A 22179-nucleotide genomic window follows, 5' to 3' on the forward strand; every position below is an offset into this window, starting at 1 on the left:
GCACCGCGAAAGTCCGGTCCGCAGGGAACGTCCGATGGCAGGATCGGCAGTAAGCCATCACTGATCGCATGCGACCATTGCAACGATGGCCTCAGCGACTTGAAGCACTAAGCTTGACACTTGTTTCCGGTCCCGCTGGCCGCTGAGATTAAACGCCTTCAATCGGGTGAGTGACGTTCCATTTTTCGGCAAAAGCTTTGCCTTGCTCGATTTGTTCGGGGGTCATTTTTTTAGAATATTCTTCTAATCTTTCCCGATCATAGTCTTTATCAGACTCATCATTATCTAAGCCTGCTAAAAGCAACGTAAGGCCATAAGCCTTCACCATATCAAATGGAAAGCCATAGTAATTTGGATTACTTGCATACTCTCGAGCAAGCAAACCGATGCCACTGCCGTCACCCGCCTTCGCAGACTCCTCTAGCCAATACCGGGAAACTGATAGGTCTCCGTTATCTTCATAAATGGAGGCTGCATAGGCAATCATTGCTTTTGGATAGCCATTTTCAGCCGCTCGCTTATACCATTTGTTGATTTCCTTGCGGCGCTGCCCAAACCACCAAAAAAATCCATCTCCAGCTGAATAGCTCTCGGCAAGTTGATATTGTGCGAGCGGGTACCCTCCCTCTGCTGATTTAATCAGCATATTAAAGTCAGAATTGCCTACGTATAACAAATAGGCAGCTTCCATGTCACCGGAAGCAATTTTTTCTCGCGCAATCTTCTCAAATTCTGATTTCCACTCGCGCTGAGTTTTATCTCCCTTAGGGCAGTTCTCAACGATGGTGCATAATTTATCTCCATCATCAAGAGCCAGACGAAGTAGGGAGTTAAAATTCCCTTGATTAGCAGAATGTACTAGCCATTCGCGCGTATCTTCCACCCTATGGTTTTTAGCATAACGAAGCTCATCCTGTAGATGAAACCACTCTCCTACAACATCCGACTTGGCTACCCAATCATTTAGTTCGCCTAGTTGTTGCAAATCATTTGAGGCAAATTTCTCCATTAAAGTTTTTTTGTACTCTTGATCCCATTCACCTCGGCTTTTTTCCCCTTTGGGACAAAATGAAGCGATAACACACACGTTGACGTTGTGAGATAACTGATATAGGGAGAATAAATTGCCTTGATTAGCAGAAGCCACGAACCACTTTACAGATTCTTTCGAGTCTAGCGCTTTACTAAGTTCCATTTGGCGAAGTTGTTGCGCCAAATAAAATTGTGCTTCTGCATCGCCAGCCTCGGCGGCAATGCGCAATTCACGCTCTGCATTTTTCTCTTGTTTATATAGTGAAATGCCGCGTTCCTTGGCTGCCTGCTGCTCCTGTGAAAGCACTGCCGATGCGGTGGCTGAGTTAAATAAAAAAAGTAAACTTAAAATCGATTTAATTAGATTTTTATAATGATTCATTTTCTTCCCTGTGTAATTAACAAGCGAGCGCCGTATTCCATATGCTGTTTGACACCAAGCTGCGAAATGAGGTGGGCGAATGTTGCGACACTTGTGTTGCCGAGTTTGCGCAGCAGCACGGAGCTCTTCATTCGGCAGACTTGATGCCATTTTCAAAAAGACTTGTATGACAATAAAAACGAAAGATCGAAACGCCACAGAGTGGTTTCCCCGTGTGGCGAGGGTATTTATCCCCGTTGGGCTGCGATGCAGCCCCCTTCAAAGAGTCACATCTTAGCCAAAGCCTGCGCCAAATCTTCCCGCAGATCCTCAACATCCTCAACCCCCACCGACAACCGCACCAGCCCATCGCCAATCCCCAGTTTTGCGCGGGTTTCCGGCGGAATTGTCGCGTGGGTCATGATCGCCGGATGTTCGATCAGGCTCTCCACACCGCCCAGACTTTCCGCCAGTGCAAAGATCCGCACGTTCTCGAGAAAGCGCCGCGCACCGGCCAGGTCGCTGTTCAGGTCGACAGAAATCATCCCGCCAAAACCACGCATCTGCCGCTTGGCCAGTTCGTGCTGCGGGTGCGAGGTCAGGCCCGGATAGTAGACGCGCTTGACCTGCGGCTGCTGTTCCAGCCACTGCGCCAGGTCCAGGGCGTTGCTGCAATGGCGCTCCATGCGCAGCGCCAAAGTCTTCACCCCGCGCAAGGTGAGGAATGCATCGAACGGCCCGGAAATTGCGCCGACGGCGTTCTGCAGGAAACCGAGTTTTTCCGCCAGTTCGGCGTTCTGCCCGACCACGGCAATGCCGCCGATCACGTCGGAGTGGCCGTTGAGGTATTTGGTGGTCGAGTGCAGGACGATGTCGAAACCCAGCTCTAGTGGGCGCTGGATGTACGGGCTGGCGAAGGTGTTGTCGGCGACGCAGATGATCCCGCGTGCGCGGCAGATGCGAGCGATGGCGGCCAGATCCGACAGGCTCAGCAGCGGGTTGGTCGGGGTTTCGACCATGACCATGCGCGTGTCGTCCTGCAGCGAGGCTTCGAACGCCGACAGATCGGTCAGGTCGACGAAGCTGAAACGGTGCCCGGCGCTGCGCTGGCGGACCTTGTCGAACAGGCGGAATGTGCCGCCGTACAAGTCATTGCCGGAGACGATGTGTGAGCCGGCGTCGAGCAGTTCCAATACCGTGGAAATCGCCGCGAGCCCCGAGGCGAAAGCGAATGCGCGGGTGCCGCCTTCGAGGTCGGCGACGCAGCGCTCCAGGGCGAAGCGCGTCGGGTTGTGTGAGCGGCCGTAGTCGAACCCCTTGTGCACGCCGGGGCTGTCTTGCAGGTAGGTGGAGTTGGCATAGATCGGCGGCATCAGCGCGCCGGTGGTCGGGTCCGGCTCTTGCCCGGCGTGGATCACCCGGGTGGCAAAGCCTTGGGATTTGGCGTCGTGCTGACTCATGCAAGGGATCTCCGTAATTGGTTGAGCATGTCGGTGCGGGTGATCAGGCCATGGAAGCCGGAGGCGTCGGCGATGATCGCGACGAGGCCACGGCTGAGCACCGATTCCAGCTCGGCCAGGCTCGCAGCCGGGGCGAGAGTTTGCAGTTTGTCGGTCATCACGCTGGACACCGACTGGCTGAAGCGTGCGGCATCTTCGTGGACGCCGAGGAGGATGTCGGACTCGTCGATCACGCCCACCAGTTGCTTGCCTTCGACCAGCACCGGCAGTTGCGAAACGTCCGCCAGACGCATGCGCTGGAACGCAGTGAGCAGGGTGTCATCGGGGCCGACGCTGATCACCCGGCCGTCCTCGAAACGCCGTGCGATCAAGTCGCGCAAGTCGCCGTAGCCTTTGCGTTGCAACAGGCCTTGATCGGTCATCCACTGGTCGTTGTAAACCTTCGACAGGTACCGCGTGCCGGTGTCGCAGACGAAGCTGACCACGCGTTGCGGCTCGGTCTGTTCGCGGCAATAACGCAGCGCGGCAGCGAACAGGGTGCCGGTCGATGAGCCACCGAGAATGCCCTCGGCCTTGAGCAACTGCCGGGCATGATCGAAGCTTTCCGCGTCGCTGATCGAGTAGGCGTGACGCACGCTGGACAGGTCAGTGATCGACGGAATGAAGTCTTCGCCGATACCCTCGACCGCCCACGAACCGGGCGTCGGCAAGGTTCCGTCGCGGCTGTATTGCGCCATCACCGAGCCGACCGGATCGGCGAGGACCATTTCCAGATCCGGTTGCACGCGCTTGAAGAAACGGCTCAGCCCGGTCAGCGTGCCGGCCGATCCCACGCCGACGACGATGGCGTCCAGATCATGTTCGGTCTGCGCCCAGATTTCCGGCGCGGTGCTGCATTCATGGGCCAGCGGGTTGGCGGGATTGTTGAATTGGTCGGCGAAAAACGCGCCGGGAATGTCCTTGGCCAAGCGGGCGGCGACGTCCTGGTAATATTCGGGATGGCCCTTGCCGACGTCAGAACGAGTGATGTGCACTTCGGCGCCCATGGCCTTCAAGTGCAGGACTTTCTCGGTGGACATCTTGTCCGGCACCACCAGCACCACACGATAGCCTTTCGCTCGGCCGACCAGCGCCAGACCCAGACCGGTATTGCCGGCAGTGGCCTCGACAATCGTCCCGCCCGGTTGCAGGCGACCGTCACGTTCGGCAGCGTCGATCATCGCCAGACCGATACGGTCTTTGATCGAGCCGCCGGGGTTCTGCGATTCAAGTTTGAGAAACAGCGTGCAGGGTCCGGTATCGAAGCGGGTGACCTGCACCAGCGGAGTATTGCCTATCAGCCCAAGCACGGCAGGGCGTGATTCCTTCGACATTTCTTCACCTCTTTATGGTGTTGATCGCGTTCCAATCGCGGGGAAAAGACTCGCGTGCAACTTAGGCGCAGACATCCTCTCTCGCAACCTCTAATCCTTGGAAAACCCAGCCATTTGGATCTAACGATAGAACGAAAACTTGCATGTTGCCCTGACGTGTTCTGATCGTTCCCACGCTCCGCGTGGGAATGCAGCCTTGGACGCTCTGCGTCGCTACGGCCAGAAGATCCCAGCCTTCGGCAGCTCCCACGGGGCGCCTGTGCATGAGTAGAACTTGTGATGATCTAGAATTTATTGAGTTTGTTTCATCAAGTCCGGTTCCCGACAATACCCGCCATCGATTAAGCATCTGGAGTTGTTTGTCATGGCACTGGCCCATTCCCTTGGATTTCCGCGCATCGGTCGCGACCGCGAACTGAAGAAAGCGCAAGAGGCGTTCTGGAAAGGAGAACTGAACGAGGCGGGCCTGCGTGACGTCGGGCGTGAGCTGCGCAAGGTCCATTGGGACTTGCAGAAAAACGCCGGCATCGACTTGCTGCCGGTTGGCGATTTCGCCTGGTACGACCAGGTGCTGAGCCACTCGCTGATGTTCGGCGTGATCCCCGAGCGCTTCCGCCCGCATGACGGCAAACCCACGCTGCAGACCCTGTTCAGCATGGCCCGAGGCGTCAGCAATGCTTGCTGCGACGAAGGCCACGCTCAGGAAATGACCAAATGGTTCGACACCAACTATCACTATCTCGTACCGGAATTCAGCGCCGATCAGCAATTCCAGCTCGGTTGGGAGCAGCTGTTTGAAGAAACCGAAGAGGCCCGTGTGCTGGGGCACAACGTCAAACCGGTGATCATCGGTCCGCTGACCTATCTGTGGCTGGGCAAAACCAAAGGCGCCGATTTCGACAAGCTCGATTTGCTTGACCGCCTGCTGCCGCTGTACGGCCAGATCTTCGCGCGGCTGGCGGCGTTGGGTGTGGAGTGGGTGCAGATTGATGAGCCGATTCTGGTGCTCGATTTGCCACAGGACTGGAAGAATGCCTTCGAGCGCGCCTACAACCAGATCCAGCGCGATCCGCTGAAAAAACTGCTCGCCACGTACTTCGGTGGTCTGGAAGAAAACCTCGGTCTGGCGGCGAACCTGCCGGTCGACGGCCTGCACATCGATCTGGTGCGCGCACCGGATCAATACCCGACCATTCTGGATCGTCTGCCGGCCTATAAAGTGCTGTCGTTGGGTGTGGTCAACGGTCGGAACGTCTGGCGCTGCGATCTGCAAAACGCGCTGGCGACGCTGCGCCATGCTCATGAGCGTCTGGGTGATCGTTTGTGGGTAGCGCCGTCCTGTTCATTGCTGCACAGCCCGGTTGATCTGGGCCGCGAAGACCAGCTCGATGCCGAACTGAAAAGCTGGCTGGCGTTCGCCGTGCAGAAGTGCGAAGAGGTCGCCGTGCTCGCTCAAGCGGTCAGCGAGCCGGAAGCGCCGAAGGTACTGCGTGCCCTCGCGCAAAGCCGTTCGGTGCAGACCAGCCGCGCTGCCTCGCCGCGTATTCACAAACCGGCGGTGCAAGCGCGGGTCGCGGCGATCACTGCCAAGGATGCGCAACGCCAATCGCCGTTTGCCCAGCGCATCGCCAAACAGCGCGGCAAACTCGATTTGCCGCTGTTTCCGACCACCACCATTGGTTCATTTCCGCAGACGGCGGCGATTCGTCTGGCGCGTCAGGCCTACAGGCAAGGCAAGCTCAGCGCGGCCGATTACACCGATGCGATGCACACGGAGATTCGCCACGCGGTGGAAATTCAAGAACGCCTCGGCCTGGATGTGCTGGTGCACGGTGAGGCAGAGCGCAACGACATGGTCGAATACTTCGCCGAGCAGCTCGACGGCTATGCCTTCACCCGCTTTGGCTGGGTGCAGAGCTACGGTTCGCGCTGCGTCAAGCCAGCGGTGATCTTCGGTGACCTGAGCCGCCCGCAAGCGATGACGGTCGAGTGGATCCGTTACGCCCAAGGCCTTACCGACAAGATCATGAAAGGCATGCTGACCGGCCCGGTGACCATGCTGATGTGGTCCTTCGCCCGCGAAGACGTCAGCCGCGAGGTGCAGGCACGACAACTGGCGCTGGCCATTCGTGACGAGGTGAATGATCTGGAAACGGCGGGAATCAAAATCGTGCAGATCGACGAAGCGGCGTTCCGTGAAGGCTTGCCGTTACGCCGGGCGCAGTGGCCGGCGTATCTGGAATGGGCAAGCGCAGCGTTCCGCCTGTGCGCCTCCGGCGTGCGCGACGAAACCCAGATCCACACGCACATGTGCTACAGCGAATTCAACGACGTGATCGAGTCGATCGCGGCGATGGACGCCGATGTCATTACCATCGAAACCTCACGGTCGGACATGGAACTGCTCGAAGCGTTTGAAGCGTTTGCCTACCCGAACGACATTGGCCCCGGCGTGTACGACATTCACTCGCCACGGATTCCGGATGTGTCGGAAATGGTCGGTTTACTGCGCAAAGCGGCGCAGCGTATTCCGGTGGAGCGCCTGTGGGTCAATCCGGATTGCGGGTTGAAAACCCGAGGCTGGCCAGAGACCGAAGCGGCGCTGGTGCACATGGTCAGCGCCGCACGGCAACTGCGCAAAGAGTGGGCCTGATCCTTTACCGCCCTGGAATACATAACCCTGTGGGAACGAGCCTGCTCGCGAAAGCGGTGTGTCAATCGACATCAATGTCGGATGACCTGACGCCTTCGCGAGCAGGCTCGCTCCCACAGAATTCGCGTTCCCCCTGTCATTCACGGCAACACACAAATCCTTTGTGGGAGCGAGCTTGCTCGCGAAAGCGGTGTGTCAGCTACACATGCATCAGGCAAGGAAACGCAATATCGGTGCACCATCGAACGGGTCCGTCAGATAGTGCGCCCTGACGCCGAAGGTCGTCTGTAACCGCTCCGGCGTCAGCACGTGCAGCGGCTCGCCCAATGCCACCAGACGCCCGCGCTCCAGCACTGCCAGGCGATCGCATTTGAGCGCCTGATTGAGATCGTGCAGGGCGATCAACGTAGTCACCGGCAGTGCGCGCACCACTTGCAGAATGCTCAACTGATGCTGGATATCGAGGTGGTTAGCCGGCTCGTCGAGCAGCAGGATCTGCGGGCGCTGCGCCAGTGCGCGGGCGATGTGCACGCGTTGGCGTTCACCGCCGGAGAGGCTGCGCCAGAGGCGGTTGCGCAGGTGCACGGCGTCGACGTCGACCAGCGCTTGCTCGACGATGGCGTCATCGGCCGGCGACCATGGTTGCAGCGCCGACAACCACGGCGTGCGCCCCAGCGCCACCGCGTCGAACACGCGAATGCCATCGTCGGTATCGGCCTGTTGCTCAACCACCGCGAGCGTCTGCGCGATAGTGCGCCGCGACATCTTGCCCAGCGTCCGACCGTCGAGCTGCACCTGACCTGCGCTCGGTTCGCGCAGGCCGGCGAGCAGTTTCAGCAGAGTGGATTTACCCGAACCGTTCGGCCCGACAATGCCCAGGGTCTCGCCGCGCTGAACATCGAGACTGACACCATTGAGCAACTCGGCACCGCGCACTTTGAAGCCCACCCCCGCACAACTCAGAACCGTGTTCATCGCGCCGATCTCCGGCCCACCAGAATCAGCGCGAACACCGGCGCGCCGACCAGCGCAGTGATCACGCCGACCGGAATCACCTGACCCTTGATCAGGGTGCGTGACAGCACATCGGCGGCGATCAGAAACACTGCGCCGCCCAACGCACTGGCAGGCAGAAGACGCGCATGGCCGGTGCCGAGCAACAACCGTGCGGCATGGGGAATCACCAGACCGACAAAGCCGATCGAGCCGACAATCGACACCATCACCGCCGTCACCAGCGCGGCGCAGCCAATCAACAGAATCTGCACACGTCGCACTGGAATGCCGAGAGACGCCGCCGAGTCCGCACCAAAGGTGAACGCATCCAGCGCCCGGCGATGCCACAGACAAACAACCAACCCCAACACCGCCACCGGCACCGCCAGCCACACCGACGGCCAGCGTACGCCGCCGAGATTGCCCAGCAGCCAGAACATGATGCCGCGCGCTTGTTCGGAGCTGGCCGAGCGGGTGATCAGAAAAGCGGTGAGGGCGTTGAACAGCTGCGAGCCGGCAATCCCGGCGAGAATGATCTGCCCGGTGCCGCTGGCCGAGCCGCTGACCCGCGCCAACAGGATTACCAGCACGAACGCCGTCACCGCGCCGGTAAACGCACCGACCGACAATGAAATCGCCCCGGCGCCGACGCCAAGCAGGGCGACCATCACCGCGCCAGTCGAGGCGCCAGCAGAAATACCCAGCAGATACGGATCGGCCAGCGGATTGCGCAGCAGCGACTGCAGGATTACGCCACAGGTCGCCAGACCGGCGCCGCAGGCCGCCGCGACCAAAGCGCGGGTCAGGCGATAGTTCCAGACAATGCCTTCGTCGATCGGGTCGAGCACATAACCGGCGCCCCACAGCTTGTTGGCCAGCACCTGCAATACCACGCTCGGCTCGATCGAAGTCTCACCAATGGCCACGCCGCCGATCAGCGCGACCGACAGCGTCAACAGCACCAGCAGCAAACGGATCAGGCGTCTGCTCATGGCGACAGGTCGTAGCCGTTGATCGCGCTGGCCAGTTGTGCGAGGCCGTCGAAGGTGCGCAGGCTGGCCTGCATGGCCATGGCGTCAAGGATGATGATGCGGTTGTGCTTGACCGCGTCCATGTTGCGCGTCACCGGATCACTGCGCAGGAAGGCGAGTTTCTTCTGATAGTCGTCCGCCGGGAAACGTCGACGATCCATGCGCGCGATCACCAGAAACGTCGGGTTGGCCTTGGCGATGGTTTCCCAGCCGACGGTTGGCCATTCTTCATCCGACTCGACCACGTTGCGCACGCCGAGGGTGCTGAGCATGAAATCGGGAACGCCTTTGTGCCCGGCCACGAACGGCTCGATGTCCATCTCGGCGCTGGAGAACCACACCAGGGCGCTGACGTCTTTGCGCTGCTTCTTTTTTGCGGTGGCGATCGACTGCGCGAGGCTGGCTTTGAGCTGCTCATTGAGCTGCTCGCCACGCGCCTGCACATCGAAAATCGCTGCGAGCTGGCTCACGGCTTTGTAGATGCTGTCGATGCGAAACGGCGCCAGCCGCGTGCCGTCCGAACCGACGAGGTTGTCCTTGGCTTCGCAATCGGAGGGCAGCAGATAGGTCGGAATCTTCAGTTCATGAAACTGCTCGCGGGTGCCGACCGCGCCTTGCGGGCCGACCATCCATTCCAGCTCGACGGCTACCAGTTCCGGGCGTTTGGCGATCACCGCTTCGAAACTCGGCTCGTTGTCGGCGAGGCGCTCGATCCTGTCGTTCTGTGCTTTGTATGTGCCCAGCACGTCGTTGAACCACAGCGAAGTGCCAACGACTTTGTCGCCCAGGCCCAAGGCGTAGAGCATTTCCGTGCCGGCCTGACCGATGGTCACCGTGCGAGCGGGTGCGTGTTGAAAGGTCAGGCTGCTGCCACAGTTTTCGACGGTCAGCGGATACGCAGTCGGCGCCGCTTGCGCCAGGGCGCAAAGGCTCAGAGCGGTGAGCAGGGTGGCAATGCGGGGCAGCAGCATGGGGCAGTCTCCAGGAGAACCGTACGGGAGCGGGCGGCTACGGTTGGAAACACACCTCGGGCGCGGTCGTGGAAACTGCGCAAGGCCGGCACGGGGAAAATGCGCACGGCACGATGTCCTTCCCGGACACCCCGCCGGTTAGTCAGTCATTGTGCCGGCAGGTCTCCTGACTGATGCGTCATCGCCACGCTCCGGCCTTCCCGGGATTCACCCAGTGGCAGTCGAGGAGCAGGCTCGGCACCTACAGTTGCGGGGGCAGTTCCGATTGATGCTGTGCAAGCATTTCGGATTCCCTATTAATTCCGTGTGGAAACCGGCGGCGGCATGGTAGTCGATTTGCGCGGTGGAGGGGGAGGCGAATCTGCCACAGCGTCGATTTTGTCGTCGGCATTGCAATCTGTCATATGCCTTGGCTAATATACGATCCATATACAAATCGTATCGGATTCATATATGGGCATCGTAAAGATTTCAGAGGACATGCACGAGAACCTGCGCATCTCCAGCAACGCCCTCAGCCGCTCGATCAACGCGCAGGCCGAGCACTGGATGCGCATCGGCATGCTCGCCGAGCTGCATCCCAACCTCGACCACAGCGCCATTTGCCGCCTGCTGATCCGCGCCGAACAGAACGGCGGACTGGATCTACAACAACTGACTCAGGAAGCCGTCAGCGCATGAGAAACCAGATCAAGATCAACACGCCGGCCGACATCGATAAATCCCGCGCCGCCGGCAAGCTCGCCGCTGAAGTGCTGGCGATGCTGGTGCCGCATGTGAAGGCCGGGGTGACCACCGATGAGTTGGACCGGTTGTGCAACGACTACATCGTCAATGTGCAGAAAGCCGTGCCGGCCAACGTCGGTTATCACGGCTTTCCGAAAACCGTCTGTGCGTCGGTCAACGACGTGGTGTGTCACGGAATTCCATCGGGTACGCCATTGAAGGATGGCGACATCGTCAATCTCGACATCGCCGTGATCAAGGATGGCTGGTTCGGTGATACCAGCCGCATGTACGTCGTGGGTGAGGCGACTCCTGAAGCGCAGCACCTGATCAAGACCACCTACGAAGCCATGTGCGCAGGTATTCGCGCAGTGAAACCGGGCGCAACGCTGGGCGATATCGGTCATGCGATCCAGAGCCTGGCGGAGGCGGAGGGCTTCAGCGTGGTGCGCGAGTACTGCGGCCATGGCATCGGCAAGGTCTATCACGACGAACCGCAAATCCTGCATTACGGCTTTCCCAATCAAGGGCTGAAGCTCAAGGCCGGGATGATTTTCACCGTGGAACCGATGCTCAATGCCGGCAAACGCCATGTGAAGAACATGCCTGATGGCTGGACCGTATTGACCAAGGATGGCTCGTTGTCGGCGCAGTGGGAGCATATGGTCGCGGTGACGGAGAGCGGGTTTGAAGTGCTGACGGCGTGGCCGGATGAGATTGAAGGGTACCGGGCCATTGGCTGATACCGTGTCGCCTGCTTGCCCTCACCCTAGCCCTCTCCCAATGGGAGAGGGGACTGACCGAGGTGTTGTTGCGAGATACGCCGACGTGCGATACCGAGTCGAACTTACATTTTGAACAGCATGAAGATCGGCTCCCTTTCCCCCTCGCCCCCCGTGGGGGAGAGGGCTGGGGTGAGGGGGTAGATCCAACTGACTCAGCGCAATCAGTGAGCACCTGCTGCCTTGTTCAAATCGCTCTCGGTCCATTCGGTATAAACACAAGCATCCGCCGTCGCCCAGCGCACCCGGACCGGATCGCCGGCCTTGAGTGGCATGCCCGCTGCCGACAGCGCTTTCACCGTCATTGACGTCCCGCCCGCCGTCACGACACTGCAGGTCTGGCTCTCACCGAGAAACAGCACCTCCACAACATTTGCCGACACCTCATTCCAGCCCGCCGCCAACGGCTCATCCAGCGCCTGCTGCGTGCTCAACGCCAAGGCTTTTTCCGGGCGCACCATCAGCAGCACATCCTGATCAGTGTGCAACCCGGACGTCAGCCGAATCGACAACGACTGACCCTCGAAACTCGCCGCTGCATTGCCTTGCGCCTTGAGCTTGAGGAAGTTCGAATTGCCCAGAAACGACGCGACAAACGCATTCGGCGGATTCTGGTAAAGGTCATAACCACTGCCCAGACCGACGATTTTGCCGTGGCTGAAAATCGCGATGCGTTGCGACAGCCGCATGGCTTCTTCCTGGTCGTGGGTCACGTACACGATGGTGATGCCCAGGCGCCGGTGCAGTTGGCGCAGTTCATCCTGCAAGTCCTCGCGCAGCTTCTTGTCCAGCGCGCCCAGCGGTTCGTCCATCAGCAGGATGCGCGGCTCGTAAACCAGCGCCCGGGCGATGGCGACACGTTGTTGCTGGCCGCCAGACAACTGCGAAGGGCGGCGATGGGCGAACTGTTCGAGCTGCACCAGCTTCAACATCGCATCGACGCGTTTTTCACGCTCGGCGGCAGCCAGTTTGCGAATCGCCAAAGGGAAGGCGATGTTGTCGCGCACCGACAGATGCGGGAACAGCGAGTAACGCTGAAAGACCATGCCGATGTCGCGCTTGTGCGGCGGCACATTGACCAGCGACTGGCCATTGACGAGGATCTCGCCGCTGCTCGGTGTTTCAAAACCGGCGAGCATCGACAGCGTGGTGCTTTTGCCCGAGCCGCTGGAGCCCAGGAACGTGAGGAATTCACCGTCCTTGATGTCCAGCGAGATGTTATCGACGGCAGCAAAATCGCCGTAGTGCTTGTTCAGGTTGCGCAGGCTGACCAGGGGTTTGTCGTTCTGCTGGGATGCGTCTTTGATCACGGCACTCATGTCGTACTCCTGGGCGCTCAGGCGCTGATTTCGTTGCGCCGGCGCAATGCGGCGGCGATGACCATGACCAAAACCGACAAGCCGATCAGCAGCGTCGAAGCGACGGCGATCACCGGGGTCAGGTCCTGGCGCAAAGTGGTCCACATTTTCACGGGAAGGGTTTGCAGAGTCGGGCTTGCCATCATCACGCTGAGCACCACTTCGTCCCACGAGACGAGGAAGGCGAAGAGGGCGCCGGCGACCATCCCCGGACGGATCGCCGGGAACGTCACCTTGAACACCGCTTGCAAGCGCGAGGCACCGCAGATTACCGCCGCGTCTTCAATCGACTGATCGAACAGCTTCAGCGAGTTGATGATCGAGATGATGGTGAACGGCAGCGCGACGATCACATGGCTGACGACGAAGGCGAACATGGTCCCGGTGTAGCCGAGCTTGAGAAACAGCGCGTACACCGCCACGGCAATGATCACCAGCGGCACGATCATCGGCAGGGTGAACAGGCCGTAGAGCATCTCGCGGCCGGGGAAGCGTCCGCGCACCAGCGCAAACGCGGTCGGCAAACCGAGGGCCACGGCGCAGATCGTGGTCAGCACGGCAACTTTTAGGCTGGCGGCAGCGGCGTTCATCCAGTCGGGATTGGAGAAGAACTGGCCGTACCATTTCAGCGTCCAGCCCGGCGGAGGGAACACCAGCCACTGCGAGGAGCCGAACGACAGCAGCACGATGAACACGATCGGCAACAGCAGGAACAGACCGATCAGCCCGGTAGTGGCGTAGAGGCCGAAACGCATGCGCCGGCTCATGGCATTGGGGGTCAGGAGCATGTCGGCTTACCTCGCGTTACTGGCGCCAACCGGGGATTCCGGTTGAAGCTTCAGGTAGAAGTAGAACAGCACCAGGGTGATTGCGATCAGCAACGCGGCGCCGGCACTGGCCAGACCCCAGTTGAGGAACGATTGCACCTGCTGAATGATGAACTCCGGCAGCATCATGTTTTGCGCCCCGCCGAGCAGCGCCGGGGTGACGTAGTAACCGAGCGACATCACGAACACCATCAAACCACCTGAGGCCAGACCCGGCCGGCACAGCGGCAGGAACACCCGGAAGAAGTTGGTCCACGGACTGGCGCCGCAGATCGAGCCGGCCTGCAGGATCATCGGGTCGATGGCCTGCATGGTCGCCTGCAACGGCAGCACGATGAACGGGATCATGATGTAACTCATGCCGATCACCACGCCGGTCAGGTTGTGCACCATTTCCAGTGGCTGATCGATGATGCCCAGCGCCATCAGCGCCTTGTTGATCACGCCCGAGGCTTGCAGCAAAACCAGCCACGAATAGGTGCGGGCGAGCAGGCTGGTCCACATCGACAGCAGGACGATGTTGAGGATCCAGCGCCCCCAACCGCGCGGCACCAAAGTGATCGCCCAGGCCAGCGGAAAGCCCAGGAGCAGGCTGAACAGCGTCACCAGCCCGGCCACCGAAAAGGTGTTGAGCAGCACTCGCGCGTAGGCCGAGTTGGCGAACAGTTGTTCGTAGTTGCCAAGGCCAGGTACAGGTTCGAGCACACCGCGCAGCAGCAGGCCAATCAACGGCGCGAGAAAGAACAGGCCGAGGAACAGCAGCGCCGGGACGAGGTTGCCGGCGCCGCGCCAGCGTTGCTTGAAGGCCGAACCGGCAGCGCCGGCGGCGCTCCCGGTGGCAGTGGAAGGACGAGGCGCAGTGGCCGCGATTTTCATTTGACCAGCCATTCGTTCCACCGTGTCGCGATAGCCGGACCGTTCTTGGCCCAGTAAGCGAAATCAAGGGTGATCTGATCCTTGGCGTAAGCCGTCGGCAGGTTGGGGGCCAGCGTCGAATCCAGACGCTCCACACTGTCGAGGTTGACCGGCGCGTAGGCGGTCAGGTTGGAGAAGTCGGCCTGGCCTTTGGCGCTGCTGGCATTGGCGAGGAACTTCATCGCCGCATCTTTGTTTTTCGAGCCTTTGGGGATGACCAGAATGTCGGCCATGACCAGGTTCTGTTTCCAGCTCACGCCGACCGGTGCGCCGTCTTCCTGCAAGGCGTGCACACGGCCATTCCAGAACTGGCCCATGCTCGCTTCGCCGGACGCCAGCAGTTGCTGCGACTGCGCGCCGCCGCCCCACCAGACGATGTCTTTCTTGATGGTGTCGAGTTTTTTGAAAGCACGATCCAGATCCAGCGGGTAGAGCTTGTCAGCCGCAACGCCGTCGGCCAGCAGCGCCAGTTCGAGCACGCCGGGGCTTGGCCATTTGTACAGGGCGCGTTTGCCGGGGTAGGTCTTGGTGTCGAACAGCGCGCTCCAGTCCTGCGGCTTGTTGGCGCCGAGCTTGCCTTCGTTGTAGCCGAGGACGAAGGAGAAGAAGAACGAGCCGACGCCGTGATCGCTGACGAAGCGCGGGTCGATCCTGTCGCGCTGGATCACTTTGAAGTCGAGGGGTTCAAGCAGGCCTTCGGCAGCGGCGCGCAGGGCGAAATCGGCTTCGACATCGACCACGTCCCACTGCACGTTGCCGCTTTCGACCATGGCCTTGAGTTTGCCGTAGTCGGTGGGGCCGTCCTGGACGACGGTGATGCCGCTGGCCTTGCTGAACGGATCGGCCCAGGCCTGTTTCTGCGCATCCTGGGTGCTACCGCCCCAGCTGACAAAATTCACGCTTTCGGCAGCCATTGCAGCCTGGCCGGTAACGCTGAGCAGTCCCGCGAAAAAGATCGCGGTTGCAGCTTTGTTCAACACCATGTTCACGCCCTCATTGTTGTGTTTTTGAGCGGGCCTTGCGTTGTTGCCCGCCTGTCGGGAGCAGTAGCTGGACGGTTTTTTCAGGTCGCCCGGTCTATGGAATATCATATTATGGTATTCCAAGCTTTGTGCAAGCACTTTGCCTTACCGGTTATCTGGCGGATCTGTTTTTCCGGCCTTCATCCAAATGTGTAGCGAATGAAACTGTGGCGAGGGGATTTATCCCCGTTGGGCTGCGGAGCAGCCCTGAAAGCGGGACATGCGATATTTCTGGCGGATCGCGTTGGCAGGAATCGCGGCCGCTTCGCAGCCCGACGGGGATAAATCCCCTCGCCACAGGGGATTATCGATAGCAGGCTTATTCAGTGAACGGGATGCTCTCAACCACCTCGAGGTCATACCCGGTCAACCCCGCGTACTTCAGCGGCGGACCGAGGTGGCGCAGCTTGCCAACCCCAAGGTTCTGCAGAATCTGCGCCCCCGTCCCGACCTCGGAATAAATCCGCGATTGCGAACGGCTGAACTGCCGTGGCGGTTGGGTCAGCTGCGGCACGCGTTCGAGCAAGGCCTGCGACGATTCATGATTGGCCAGCACCACCACAACCCCATGACCTTCTGCCGCGACCCGTTGCAGCGCCGCCCATAGCGTCCAGTTTGTCGGCCCGCTGTACTCGGCGCCGACCAGATCGCGCAGCGGATCGATCACATGCACGCGCACCAGTGTCGGCTCTTCGCGGCGCAGGTCGCCCATGACCATCGCCATGTGCACACCGCCTTCGATGCGATCCTCGAAGGTGATCAAACGGAACGTGCCATGCACCGTCGGCAGCTCTCGTTCACCGATGCGTTCGACGGTGTGCTCGGTGCTCAGGCGGTAGTGGATCAGGTCGGCAATGGTGCCGATCTTGATCCCATGCTTGCGCGCGAACTGCTCCAGATCCGGGCGGCGGGCCATGGTGCCGTCGTCGTTCATCACTTCGACGATCACCGAGGCCGGGGTGAAACCGGCCAGACGCGCCAGATCGCAACCGGCCTCGGTATGCCCGGCGCGGGTCAGCACGCCACCTTCCTTGGCGCGCAACGGAAAGATATGACCGGGTTGCACCAGGTCTTCGGCGCGGGCATTCGGCGCGACGGCGGCGGCGACTGTGCAGGCGCGATCTGCGGCGGAAATGCCGGTAGTCACGCCGACCGCCGCTTCGATCGACACGGTAAATGCAGTGCTGAACACACTGCCGTTGGCGGGTACCATTTGCTCCAGGCCCAAGCGCTGACAATGTTCGTCGGTCAGGGTCAGGCAGATCAGCCCGCGTGCTTCGCGGGCCATGAAGCTGATAGCCTCCGGCGTGCAACGATCAGCGGCCAGCAGCAGGTCGCCTTCGTTCTCGCGGTCTTCGTCATCGACCAGCAGGACCATTTTGCCGAGGCGATAATCTTCGATGATTTCTTCGATGCTGTTGAAGGCCATGCTGGACTCTCAGGGTTCGTTGGAAATATATTGGTATACCATAATACAAAATCAACAAAGAGGTCACTATGAAGGCGTACTGGATTGCACATGTGGATATAGCCGATGCCGAGCACTACAGCCAATACACCCAGCGCACCCCGCAGGCGATTGCCGCATTCGGCGGCAGGTTTCTCGCCAGAGGCGGGCGCAGTGAAGCGCTGGAAGGGCGGCAGACGCCACAGCGTACGGTGATCATCGAGTTTGAAAGCTACGAAACAGCCGTCGCGTGCTACCGCTCGGCGGCGTATCAGGAGGCGAAGAGCTACCGCGAAGATTGGGCGAGAGCGGAGATCATCATCGTTGAAGGCATCAACCCAATTTAAGCCACACTGATGATCGTTCCCACGCTCCGCGTGGGAATGCAGCCCGGGACGCTCTGCGTCCCATCCAGAGCCGAACGCGGAGCGTCCGTAGAGGCATTCCCACGCGGAGCGTGGGAACGATCAGTGGGAAGGTGATTTTTAGCGCATGAAGTGAATTTTGCCGCTGTCATCATTACCCATGTAAATCCCGTAAACCCCCGCTTGGCGCTCTTCGATATAGCGCTCGAGAATCTGCCGGATCGCCGGGTAGTAGATCTGCTCCCAGGGAATCTCTTCCGGGGCGAAGAATTTGTAATCCATGGTCTCCGGCCCGTACTGCCCGGTGATCTCCAGGGCGATGGCGCGGAAGATGATGTACACCTCGCTGATCTTCGGCACGCTGAAGATCGAATACGGCGAGACGATTTCCGCGCGCACGCCGCTTTCTTCCCAGACTTCGCGCAGCGCCGCCTGCTCGGTGGTCTCAAAGCTTTCCATGAAACCGGCCGGCAGCGTCCAGGTGCCGGGGCGCGGGGGAATCGCCCGTTGGCACAAGAGGTATTTGCCGTCCTGCTCGATGATGCAGCCGGCAATGATCTTCGGATTGACGTAGTGGATATAGCCGCAGCCGCGGCACATCAGGCGCTCGTGCGTATCGCCCGGCGGCGTCTGCTGACCGAGGTCAGGGCCACCGCATTTCGGGCAAAAGCTCGGGCTGAACATGTCATTGACCTATGCGAGGTTCTTTCAGCGCGATCGGCAGGGTGATCGCCGGGGTGCCTTTGACGGCGACGCCGGTCTCTTCCTGTTTGCGCTTGAGGTAATCGAGGGCCACGGCAGCCGCCGCGCGGACGTGATCGACACACGCCTGATGCGCCGCCAGCGGATCACCGCTCTTGATCGCCTCGACCATTTTTTCCATCTCGTGATTACTCGCGCCGCGTCGGTTTTCCTGGGACACCGAGGTCGCGCGCAGATAGCTGATGCGCGCCTGCAACTGGCGCAATTGGGTGGCGGCGACATGGTTGCCCGAGCCTTCGAGCAGCACGTCGTAGAAGCCCTGCACCGAGTCGATCACCTGTTGCAGCTCGCCGTCCTTCAACGCCTTGCGGTTGTCATCGAGGGCTTTTTCCAGGGCTTTGATGTCCTTGGCTTTGGCGCGCAGGGTGAACAGTTGCACGATCAGGCCTTCGAGCACACAACGCAGTTCGTAGATATCGACGGCGTCGTCGAGGGTGATGATGGCTACGCGCGGGCCTTTGGCATCGGCGAATTCGACGAGACCTTCGGATTCAAGGTGACGCAAAGCTTCGCGCACCGAAGTGCGGCTGACGCCGAGACGATCGCACAGGTCGCGTTCGACCAGACGATCACCTGGCATGAGCTGGAAATTCATGATCGCGCTACGCAGTTTGTCCAGCACGATTTCGCGCAGGGTAACGGGGTTGCGATTGACCTTGAAGCTGTCGTCGAGTGGCTGGCGTTTCATGGGGTCCGCTCTTGAGCTTGGCTGTCCATGCCAGACGGGCATCAAAACAGCCGAGGGTTAACTGGAGGCCTCGGCGTCGGCTTCGGCAAAGGCTTCACGGGCCAGCCGGAAACTGTCCACGGCCGCCGGAACGCCGCAATAAATGCCGACCTGAAGCAGAATTTCGCGTATTTGCTCACGACTCAGGCCGTTACGCAAGGCGCCACGCACATGCAGCTTGAGTTCATGCGGGCGGTTGAGCGCCGAGATCATTGCCAGGTTGATCATGCTGCGCTCCTTGAGCGACAGACCCTCACGCCCCCAGACATGGCCCCAGCAGTATTCAGTGACCATTTCCTGCAGCGGGCGGGTGAAGTCGTCGGCGTTCTCGATCGAGCGCTGAACATAGGCTTCGCCCAATACCTGGGTGCGGATTTTCAGACCTTTTTCATACTTATCGTTACTCATCATTCCTCCAATCCACAGGTGTTCCCTGTGGGAGCGAGCCTGCTCGCGAAGGCGTCGTGTCAGTCGATGCAAATGTTGAATGATCGACCGCTTTCGCGAGCAGGCTCGCTCCCACATTTGGCAATCGTGTCTGGCTGTCAGGCCAGGGGCGGCAACGGGCCGAGCTTGCCCTTGTGATAAATCATCGGCGTCACCGGTTGCTCGGGCAGGATCAGGTTCTTCACTGCGCCGACAATGATCGCGTGATCGCCGCCGTCGTATTCACGCCACAACTCGCACTCGATGATCGCCGTGGCCTTGGCCAGAATCGGGTTGCCCAGATCGCTCAGGTGCCACTCGATGCCCTTGGCCTTTTCCTTGCCCTTGCCGGCGAACGCGTAGGCTTCGGCAGTCTGCTCGGCGGAGAGCAAATGGATGGCGAATTTCTTGCTGTCGCGCAGTACCGGGTAGGTGTCGGACGCATAGTTGGGGCAGAACAGCACCAGCGCCGGGTCGATCGACAGCGCGCTGAACGCGCTGGCGGTGATGCCGACGATGCCGCCGTCCGGGTCGAGGGTGGTGACCACCGTAACGCCGGACGGGAACGAGCTCATGACGTCTTTGTAAATGCCGGGTTCGATCATTTCGCAGGACTCCTAGCGCATCACAAACGGATCAGGCATTGGCGCCTGGGAGAGGTTGATCCACACCGTTTTCAGTTCGGTGTAGGCCAGCACCGAATCGATGCCGCTTTCGCGTCCATAGCCACTGTTCTTGAAGCCGCCGATCGGCGCCATCGCCGACACCGCGCGGTAAGTGTTGACCCAGATGATCCCCGAGCGCACATCGCGTGCCAGACGATGGGCGCGGCCGAGGTCACGGGTCCAGATGCCGGCGGCGAGGCCGAACTGTGAGTCATTGGCGATCGCCAGCGCTTCGGCTTCGTCTTTGAAACGAATCACCGAGGCGACCGGGCCGAAGACTTCTTCCTGCATGATCTTCATCGAATTGCGGTCGCACTCGAACAGCGTCGGCTCGTAGAACCAGCCTTCACCGAGATCCGCCGGACGCTTGCCACCGGTGCGCAAACGCGCGCCTTCGGCGATCGCATCGGCGACCAGACCTTCGACCACCGCCAGTTGCTGCGCGGTGGCCATCGGCCCCATCTCGCTATTGTCTTCCTGTGGGTTGCCGATGCGGATGCGCTGGGCGCGCTCGACCAGACGATTGACGAATTCATCGTAGATTTCATCCTGCACCAGCAAGCGCGAACCAGACACGCAACTCTGCCCGGACGCCGCGTAGATCCCGGCAATCGCGCCGTTGATCGCGCTGTCGAGATCGGCGTCGGCGAAGATGATATTCGGCGACTTGCCGCCCAGTTCCAGCGACAGCTTGGCGAAGTTTTCGGCGCTGCTGCGCACTACATGCCGTGCCGTCGCCGCGCCGCCGGTGAAGGCGATCTTGCGGATCAGTGGATGGCGGGTGAGGGCGGCGCCGGTGCTCGGGCCGTAACCGGTGACGACGTTGACCACGCCCGGCGGAATCCCGGCTTCGAGGGCCAGGCGTGCCAGCTCGAGAATGGTCGCCGAGGCGTGCTCGGACGGCTTGATCACAATCGTGTTGCCGGCGGCGAGGGCCGGGGCCAGTTTGATCGCGGTCAGGTACAGCGGGCTGTTCCATGGAATGATCGCGGCGACCACACCCATGGCTTCGTGCACGGTGTAGGCAAACAGATCCGGTTTATCCAGCGGCAGGGTGCCGCCTTCCAGTTTGTCAGCGAGGCCTGCGGTGTAGTGGAAGAACTCCGGCAGATAGCTGACCTGGCCACGGGTTTCGCGGATCAGCTTGCCGTTGTCGCGGCTTTCCAGCTGCGCCAGGTGTTCCTTGTTTTCTGCGATCAGATCACCGAGGCGGCGCAGCAGTTTGCCGCGCGCAGTGGCGGTCAGACCGCGCCAAGCCGGGCTGTCAAAAGCAGTTTGCGCTGCTTGCACGGCGCGTTCGACGTCCGCTTCATCGGCGTCGGGCAGTTCCGCCCAGGCTTGCGCGGAGGCCGGGTTGAGGCTTTCGAAGGTCTTGCCGGAGAGGGCGTCGACCCAGTCTCCGCCGATGCACATCTGGAAGCGTGCGAGTGTCATGCAACGATCCCCTTTATATGGTTTTGTCGGGAGTGTGCGAATTGGAGAAATTCCAGCAGCATCTGGTTGACCAGACGCGGCGACTCTACCGGCATCATATGCCGTTGCTCGGGCAGCACGGCAACCTTCGCGCCGGGGATGCGTCGGGCCAGTTGCTCGGCCATTTCCGGGGTCGAACCGGGGTCGAGTTCGCCGGTGGCGATCAGCGTCGGTGCCTGAATGCTGCTCAGGTCGTCGGCGCGGTACATGTCCTGGGTGGCGAACAATTCGTAGGTGGTCAGATAGCCCTGCGGATCGTTGTTGGCCAAGGTCTGGCGCAACGCGGCGATCTGCGCCGGGTTGGCCGCCTGATATTCACGGCTGAACCAGCGCGACAACGCCGCTTCGGCATTGGCGTCCGGGCCGTGTTCGGCAGCCTGTGCAGTGCGGGCAATCACGCCGGCACGCTGTTCTTCGCTGCGGTTGAACACGCTGTTCAGCACCACCAGGCTTTGCAGGCGCTCCGGGTAATGCAGGGCGAAGGCCCGCGCGACCAGGCCGCCCATGGAGAAACCGATCACCGCTGCCTGGGGCAGATTGAGGTGATCGAGCAGCTCGAGCAACTGATCGGCGTAACCGAGCAGGTCGGTGCCGCTGGCCGGGCGCGGGCTGGCGCCGTGGCCGAGCATGTCGTAGGCGATCACCTGGTACTGGCTGGCGAGGCCGACAATCTGCCCGCCCCACATTTCTTTGTTCAGGCCCACGCCGTGGATCAAGACCACGGGCTGGCCTTGGCCGGTCGCCAGGTAACTGGTGCCAGCCGGGGTGAGTTCAGCGGTGAGCCGAATCATGGAGCGCTCCTGCAAT

General features: G+C 60.5%; 21 protein-coding genes and 1 riboswitch. Of the genes, 4 read left to right on the top strand and 17 right to left on the bottom strand.

Annotated features, from left to right (window positions below; genetic code table 11):
- Positions 1–148: 148 nt before the first annotated feature.
- The 3 genes from AAEZ10_RS01765 to AAEZ10_RS01775 all read right to left on the bottom strand — a co-directional run bounded on the left by AAEZ10_RS01765 (position 149) and on the right by AAEZ10_RS01775 (position 4226).
- On the bottom strand, positions 149–1414 hold the full coding sequence (locus AAEZ10_RS01765; protein ID WP_350567233.1) for a tetratricopeptide repeat protein: 1266 nt from the start codon (positions 1412–1414) through the stop codon (positions 149–151).
- 266 nt (positions 1415–1680) lie between these two features.
- Positions 1681–2853: a cystathionine gamma-synthase gene (locus tag AAEZ10_RS01770; protein ID WP_350567236.1), complete on the bottom strand. Its 1173-nt coding sequence runs from the start codon at positions 2851–2853 to the stop codon at positions 1681–1683.
- Complete coding sequence (locus AAEZ10_RS01775; RefSeq protein WP_350567239.1) at positions 2850–4226, bottom strand: pyridoxal-phosphate dependent enzyme; 1377 nt, start codon at positions 4224–4226, stop codon at positions 2850–2852. Before AAEZ10_RS01775 ends, AAEZ10_RS01770 begins: the two co-directional genes overlap by 4 nt.
- Positions 4227–4590: 364 nt before the next feature.
- On the opposite strand from AAEZ10_RS01775, the gene metE reads away from it, so the two are divergent.
- On the top strand, positions 4591–6879 hold the full coding sequence (metE, locus tag AAEZ10_RS01780) for a 5-methyltetrahydropteroyltriglutamate--homocysteine S-methyltransferase (protein ID WP_350567242.1): 2289 nt from the start codon (positions 4591–4593) through the stop codon (positions 6877–6879).
- 210 nt (positions 6880–7089) lie between these two features.
- Here the strand turns inward: metE and AAEZ10_RS01785 are convergent, their stop codons facing one another.
- From AAEZ10_RS01785 to AAEZ10_RS01795, 3 genes are read right to left on the bottom strand one after another with little or no spacing between them, the layout of a single operon-like run.
- Positions 7090–7854 (bottom strand): ABC transporter ATP-binding protein, encoded by a 765-nt coding sequence (locus AAEZ10_RS01785; RefSeq protein ID WP_071172710.1) that lies wholly within the window; start codon positions 7852–7854, stop codon positions 7090–7092.
- The gene (locus AAEZ10_RS01790) at positions 7851–8867 is read right to left on the bottom strand and encodes a FecCD family ABC transporter permease (RefSeq protein ID WP_350567245.1); all 1017 of its coding nucleotides are present in this window, start codon (positions 8865–8867) and stop codon (positions 7851–7853) included. Before AAEZ10_RS01790 ends, AAEZ10_RS01785 begins: the two co-directional genes overlap by 4 nt.
- The gene (locus tag AAEZ10_RS01795) at positions 8864–9877 is read right to left on the bottom strand and encodes an ABC transporter substrate-binding protein (protein WP_282386918.1); all 1014 of its coding nucleotides are present in this window, start codon (positions 9875–9877) and stop codon (positions 8864–8866) included. Before AAEZ10_RS01795 ends, AAEZ10_RS01790 begins: the two co-directional genes overlap by 4 nt.
- Positions 9878–10016: 139 nt before the next feature.
- Positions 10017–10210, bottom strand: a riboswitch (cobalamin riboswitch).
- Positions 10211–10330: 120 nt separating this feature from the next.
- Here AAEZ10_RS01795 and AAEZ10_RS01800 point away from each other — a divergent pair.
- Positions 10331–10558, top strand: coding sequence for a ParD-like family protein (locus AAEZ10_RS01800; RefSeq protein WP_007918027.1), 228 nt, complete (start codon positions 10331–10333; stop codon positions 10556–10558).
- The gene (gene map, locus AAEZ10_RS01805) at positions 10555–11346 is read left to right on the top strand and encodes a type I methionyl aminopeptidase (protein WP_350567249.1); all 792 of its coding nucleotides are present in this window, start codon (positions 10555–10557) and stop codon (positions 11344–11346) included. Before AAEZ10_RS01800 ends, map begins: the two co-directional genes overlap by 4 nt.
- Before the next feature lie 203 nt (positions 11347–11549).
- Here the strand turns inward: map and AAEZ10_RS01810 are convergent, their stop codons facing one another.
- The 5 genes from AAEZ10_RS01810 to ribBA all read right to left on the bottom strand — a co-directional run bounded on the left by AAEZ10_RS01810 (position 11550) and on the right by ribBA (position 16936).
- Complete coding sequence (locus AAEZ10_RS01810) at positions 11550–12704, bottom strand: ABC transporter ATP-binding protein (protein ID WP_071172706.1); 1155 nt, start codon at positions 12702–12704, stop codon at positions 11550–11552.
- 17 nt (positions 12705–12721) lie between these two features.
- The gene (locus tag AAEZ10_RS01815) at positions 12722–13531 is read right to left on the bottom strand and encodes an ABC transporter permease (RefSeq protein ID WP_007918021.1); all 810 of its coding nucleotides are present in this window, start codon (positions 13529–13531) and stop codon (positions 12722–12724) included.
- 6 nt (positions 13532–13537) lie between these two features.
- Positions 13538–14446, bottom strand: a complete 909-nt coding sequence (locus AAEZ10_RS01820; RefSeq protein WP_024013193.1) for an ABC transporter permease — start codon at positions 14444–14446, stop codon at positions 13538–13540.
- Positions 14443–15468, bottom strand: a complete 1026-nt coding sequence (locus tag AAEZ10_RS01825; RefSeq protein ID WP_016775018.1) for an ABC transporter substrate-binding protein — start codon at positions 15466–15468, stop codon at positions 14443–14445. The genes AAEZ10_RS01820 and AAEZ10_RS01825 overlap by 4 nt, the downstream gene beginning before the upstream one ends.
- Before the next feature lie 358 nt (positions 15469–15826).
- Complete coding sequence (ribBA, locus tag AAEZ10_RS01830; RefSeq protein WP_123442274.1) at positions 15827–16936, bottom strand: bifunctional 3,4-dihydroxy-2-butanone-4-phosphate synthase/GTP cyclohydrolase II; 1110 nt, start codon at positions 16934–16936, stop codon at positions 15827–15829.
- A gap of 68 nt (positions 16937–17004) precedes the next feature.
- Between ribBA and AAEZ10_RS01835 the strand changes: the two genes are divergently transcribed.
- Positions 17005–17301 carry a DUF1330 domain-containing protein gene (locus tag AAEZ10_RS01835; protein WP_071172703.1) on the top strand — a complete coding sequence of 99 codons (297 nt, stop codon included), beginning with the start codon at positions 17005–17007 and terminating at the stop codon, positions 17299–17301.
- 138 nt (positions 17302–17439) lie between these two features.
- On the opposite strand, the gene AAEZ10_RS01840 is transcribed toward AAEZ10_RS01835, so the two are convergent.
- The 6 genes from AAEZ10_RS01840 to AAEZ10_RS01865 form a co-directional block, all read right to left on the bottom strand.
- Complete coding sequence (locus tag AAEZ10_RS01840) at positions 17440–18003, bottom strand: NUDIX hydrolase (protein WP_016775015.1); 564 nt, start codon at positions 18001–18003, stop codon at positions 17440–17442.
- Between the two features lies 1 nt (position 18004).
- A complete protein-coding gene (locus AAEZ10_RS01845; RefSeq protein WP_016775014.1) occupies positions 18005–18769 on the bottom strand; it encodes a GntR family transcriptional regulator in 765 nt (254 codons plus the stop codon).
- Between the two features lie 57 nt (positions 18770–18826).
- Entirely contained in the window at positions 18827–19216 is a 390-nt protein-coding gene (locus tag AAEZ10_RS01850) for a carboxymuconolactone decarboxylase family protein (protein WP_003225716.1), read from the bottom strand.
- A gap of 137 nt (positions 19217–19353) precedes the next feature.
- The gene (locus tag AAEZ10_RS01855) at positions 19354–19839 is read right to left on the bottom strand and encodes a flavin reductase family protein (RefSeq protein WP_073471127.1); all 486 of its coding nucleotides are present in this window, start codon (positions 19837–19839) and stop codon (positions 19354–19356) included.
- Positions 19840–19851: 12 nt separating this feature from the next.
- A complete protein-coding gene (locus tag AAEZ10_RS01860; RefSeq protein WP_125927343.1) occupies positions 19852–21333 on the bottom strand; it encodes an aldehyde dehydrogenase in 1482 nt (493 codons plus the stop codon).
- Positions 21330–22163, bottom strand: coding sequence for an alpha/beta fold hydrolase (locus AAEZ10_RS01865; protein ID WP_116658480.1), 834 nt, complete (start codon positions 22161–22163; stop codon positions 21330–21332). Before AAEZ10_RS01865 ends, AAEZ10_RS01860 begins: the two co-directional genes overlap by 4 nt.
- Positions 22164–22179: the final 16 nt, after the last annotated feature.

Origin of the sequence: Pseudomonas sp. H26/SER47-MNA-CIBAN-0231 (assembly GCF_040310465.1) — a bacterium.
Taxonomy (GTDB): Bacteria; Pseudomonadota; Gammaproteobacteria; order Pseudomonadales; family Pseudomonadaceae; genus Aquipseudomonas; species Aquipseudomonas atacamensis.

Bases quoted from the DNA above. Each gene is read 5' to 3' on its own strand.
- AAEZ10_RS01770 (WP_350567236.1), bottom strand. From the start codon at position 2,853: ATGAGTCAGCACGACGCCAAATCCCAAGGCTTTGCCACCCGGGTGATC.
- AAEZ10_RS01785 (WP_071172710.1), bottom strand. From the start codon at position 7,854: ATGAACACGGTTCTGAGTTGTGCGGGGGTGGGCTTCAAAGTGCGCGGT.
- AAEZ10_RS01815 (WP_007918021.1), bottom strand. From the start codon at position 13,531: ATGCTCCTGACCCCCAATGCCATGAGCCGGCGCATGCGTTTCGGCCTC.
- AAEZ10_RS01845 (WP_016775014.1), bottom strand. From the start codon at position 18,769: ATGAAACGCCAGCCACTCGACGACAGCTTCAAGGTCAATCGCAACCCC.
- AAEZ10_RS01865 (WP_116658480.1), bottom strand. From the start codon at position 22,163: ATGATTCGGCTCACCGCTGAACTCACCCCGGCTGGCACCAGTTACCTG.
- AAEZ10_RS01825 (WP_016775018.1), bottom strand. From the start codon at position 15,468: ATGGTGTTGAACAAAGCTGCAACCGCGATCTTTTTCGCGGGACTGCTC.
- AAEZ10_RS01810 (WP_071172706.1), bottom strand. From the start codon at position 12,704: ATGAGTGCCGTGATCAAAGACGCATCCCAGCAGAACGACAAACCCCTG.
- AAEZ10_RS01765 (WP_350567233.1), bottom strand. From the start codon at position 1,414: ATGAATCATTATAAAAATCTAATTAAATCGATTTTAAGTTTACTTTTT.
- AAEZ10_RS01840 (WP_016775015.1), bottom strand. From the start codon at position 18,003: ATGTTCAGCCCGAGCTTTTGCCCGAAATGCGGTGGCCCTGACCTCGGT.
- AAEZ10_RS01820 (WP_024013193.1), bottom strand. From the start codon at position 14,446: ATGAAAATCGCGGCCACTGCGCCTCGTCCTTCCACTGCCACCGGGAGC.
- ribBA (WP_123442274.1), bottom strand. From the start codon at position 16,936: ATGGCCTTCAACAGCATCGAAGAAATCATCGAAGATTATCGCCTCGGC.
- AAEZ10_RS01860 (WP_125927343.1), bottom strand. From the start codon at position 21,333: ATGACACTCGCACGCTTCCAGATGTGCATCGGCGGAGACTGGGTCGAC.
- AAEZ10_RS01775 (WP_350567239.1), bottom strand. From the start codon at position 4,226: ATGTCGAAGGAATCACGCCCTGCCGTGCTTGGGCTGATAGGCAATACT.
- AAEZ10_RS01835 (WP_071172703.1), top strand. From the start codon at position 17,005: ATGAAGGCGTACTGGATTGCACATGTGGATATAGCCGATGCCGAGCAC.
- metE (WP_350567242.1), top strand. From the start codon at position 4,591: ATGGCACTGGCCCATTCCCTTGGATTTCCGCGCATCGGTCGCGACCGC.
- AAEZ10_RS01790 (WP_350567245.1), bottom strand. From the start codon at position 8,867: ATGAGCAGACGCCTGATCCGTTTGCTGCTGGTGCTGTTGACGCTGTCG.
- AAEZ10_RS01850 (WP_003225716.1), bottom strand. From the start codon at position 19,216: ATGAGTAACGATAAGTATGAAAAAGGTCTGAAAATCCGCACCCAGGTA.
- AAEZ10_RS01855 (WP_073471127.1), bottom strand. From the start codon at position 19,839: ATGATCGAACCCGGCATTTACAAAGACGTCATGAGCTCGTTCCCGTCC.
- AAEZ10_RS01800 (WP_007918027.1), top strand. From the start codon at position 10,331: ATGGGCATCGTAAAGATTTCAGAGGACATGCACGAGAACCTGCGCATC.
- AAEZ10_RS01795 (WP_282386918.1), bottom strand. From the start codon at position 9,877: ATGCTGCTGCCCCGCATTGCCACCCTGCTCACCGCTCTGAGCCTTTGC.
- map (WP_350567249.1), top strand. From the start codon at position 10,555: ATGAGAAACCAGATCAAGATCAACACGCCGGCCGACATCGATAAATCC.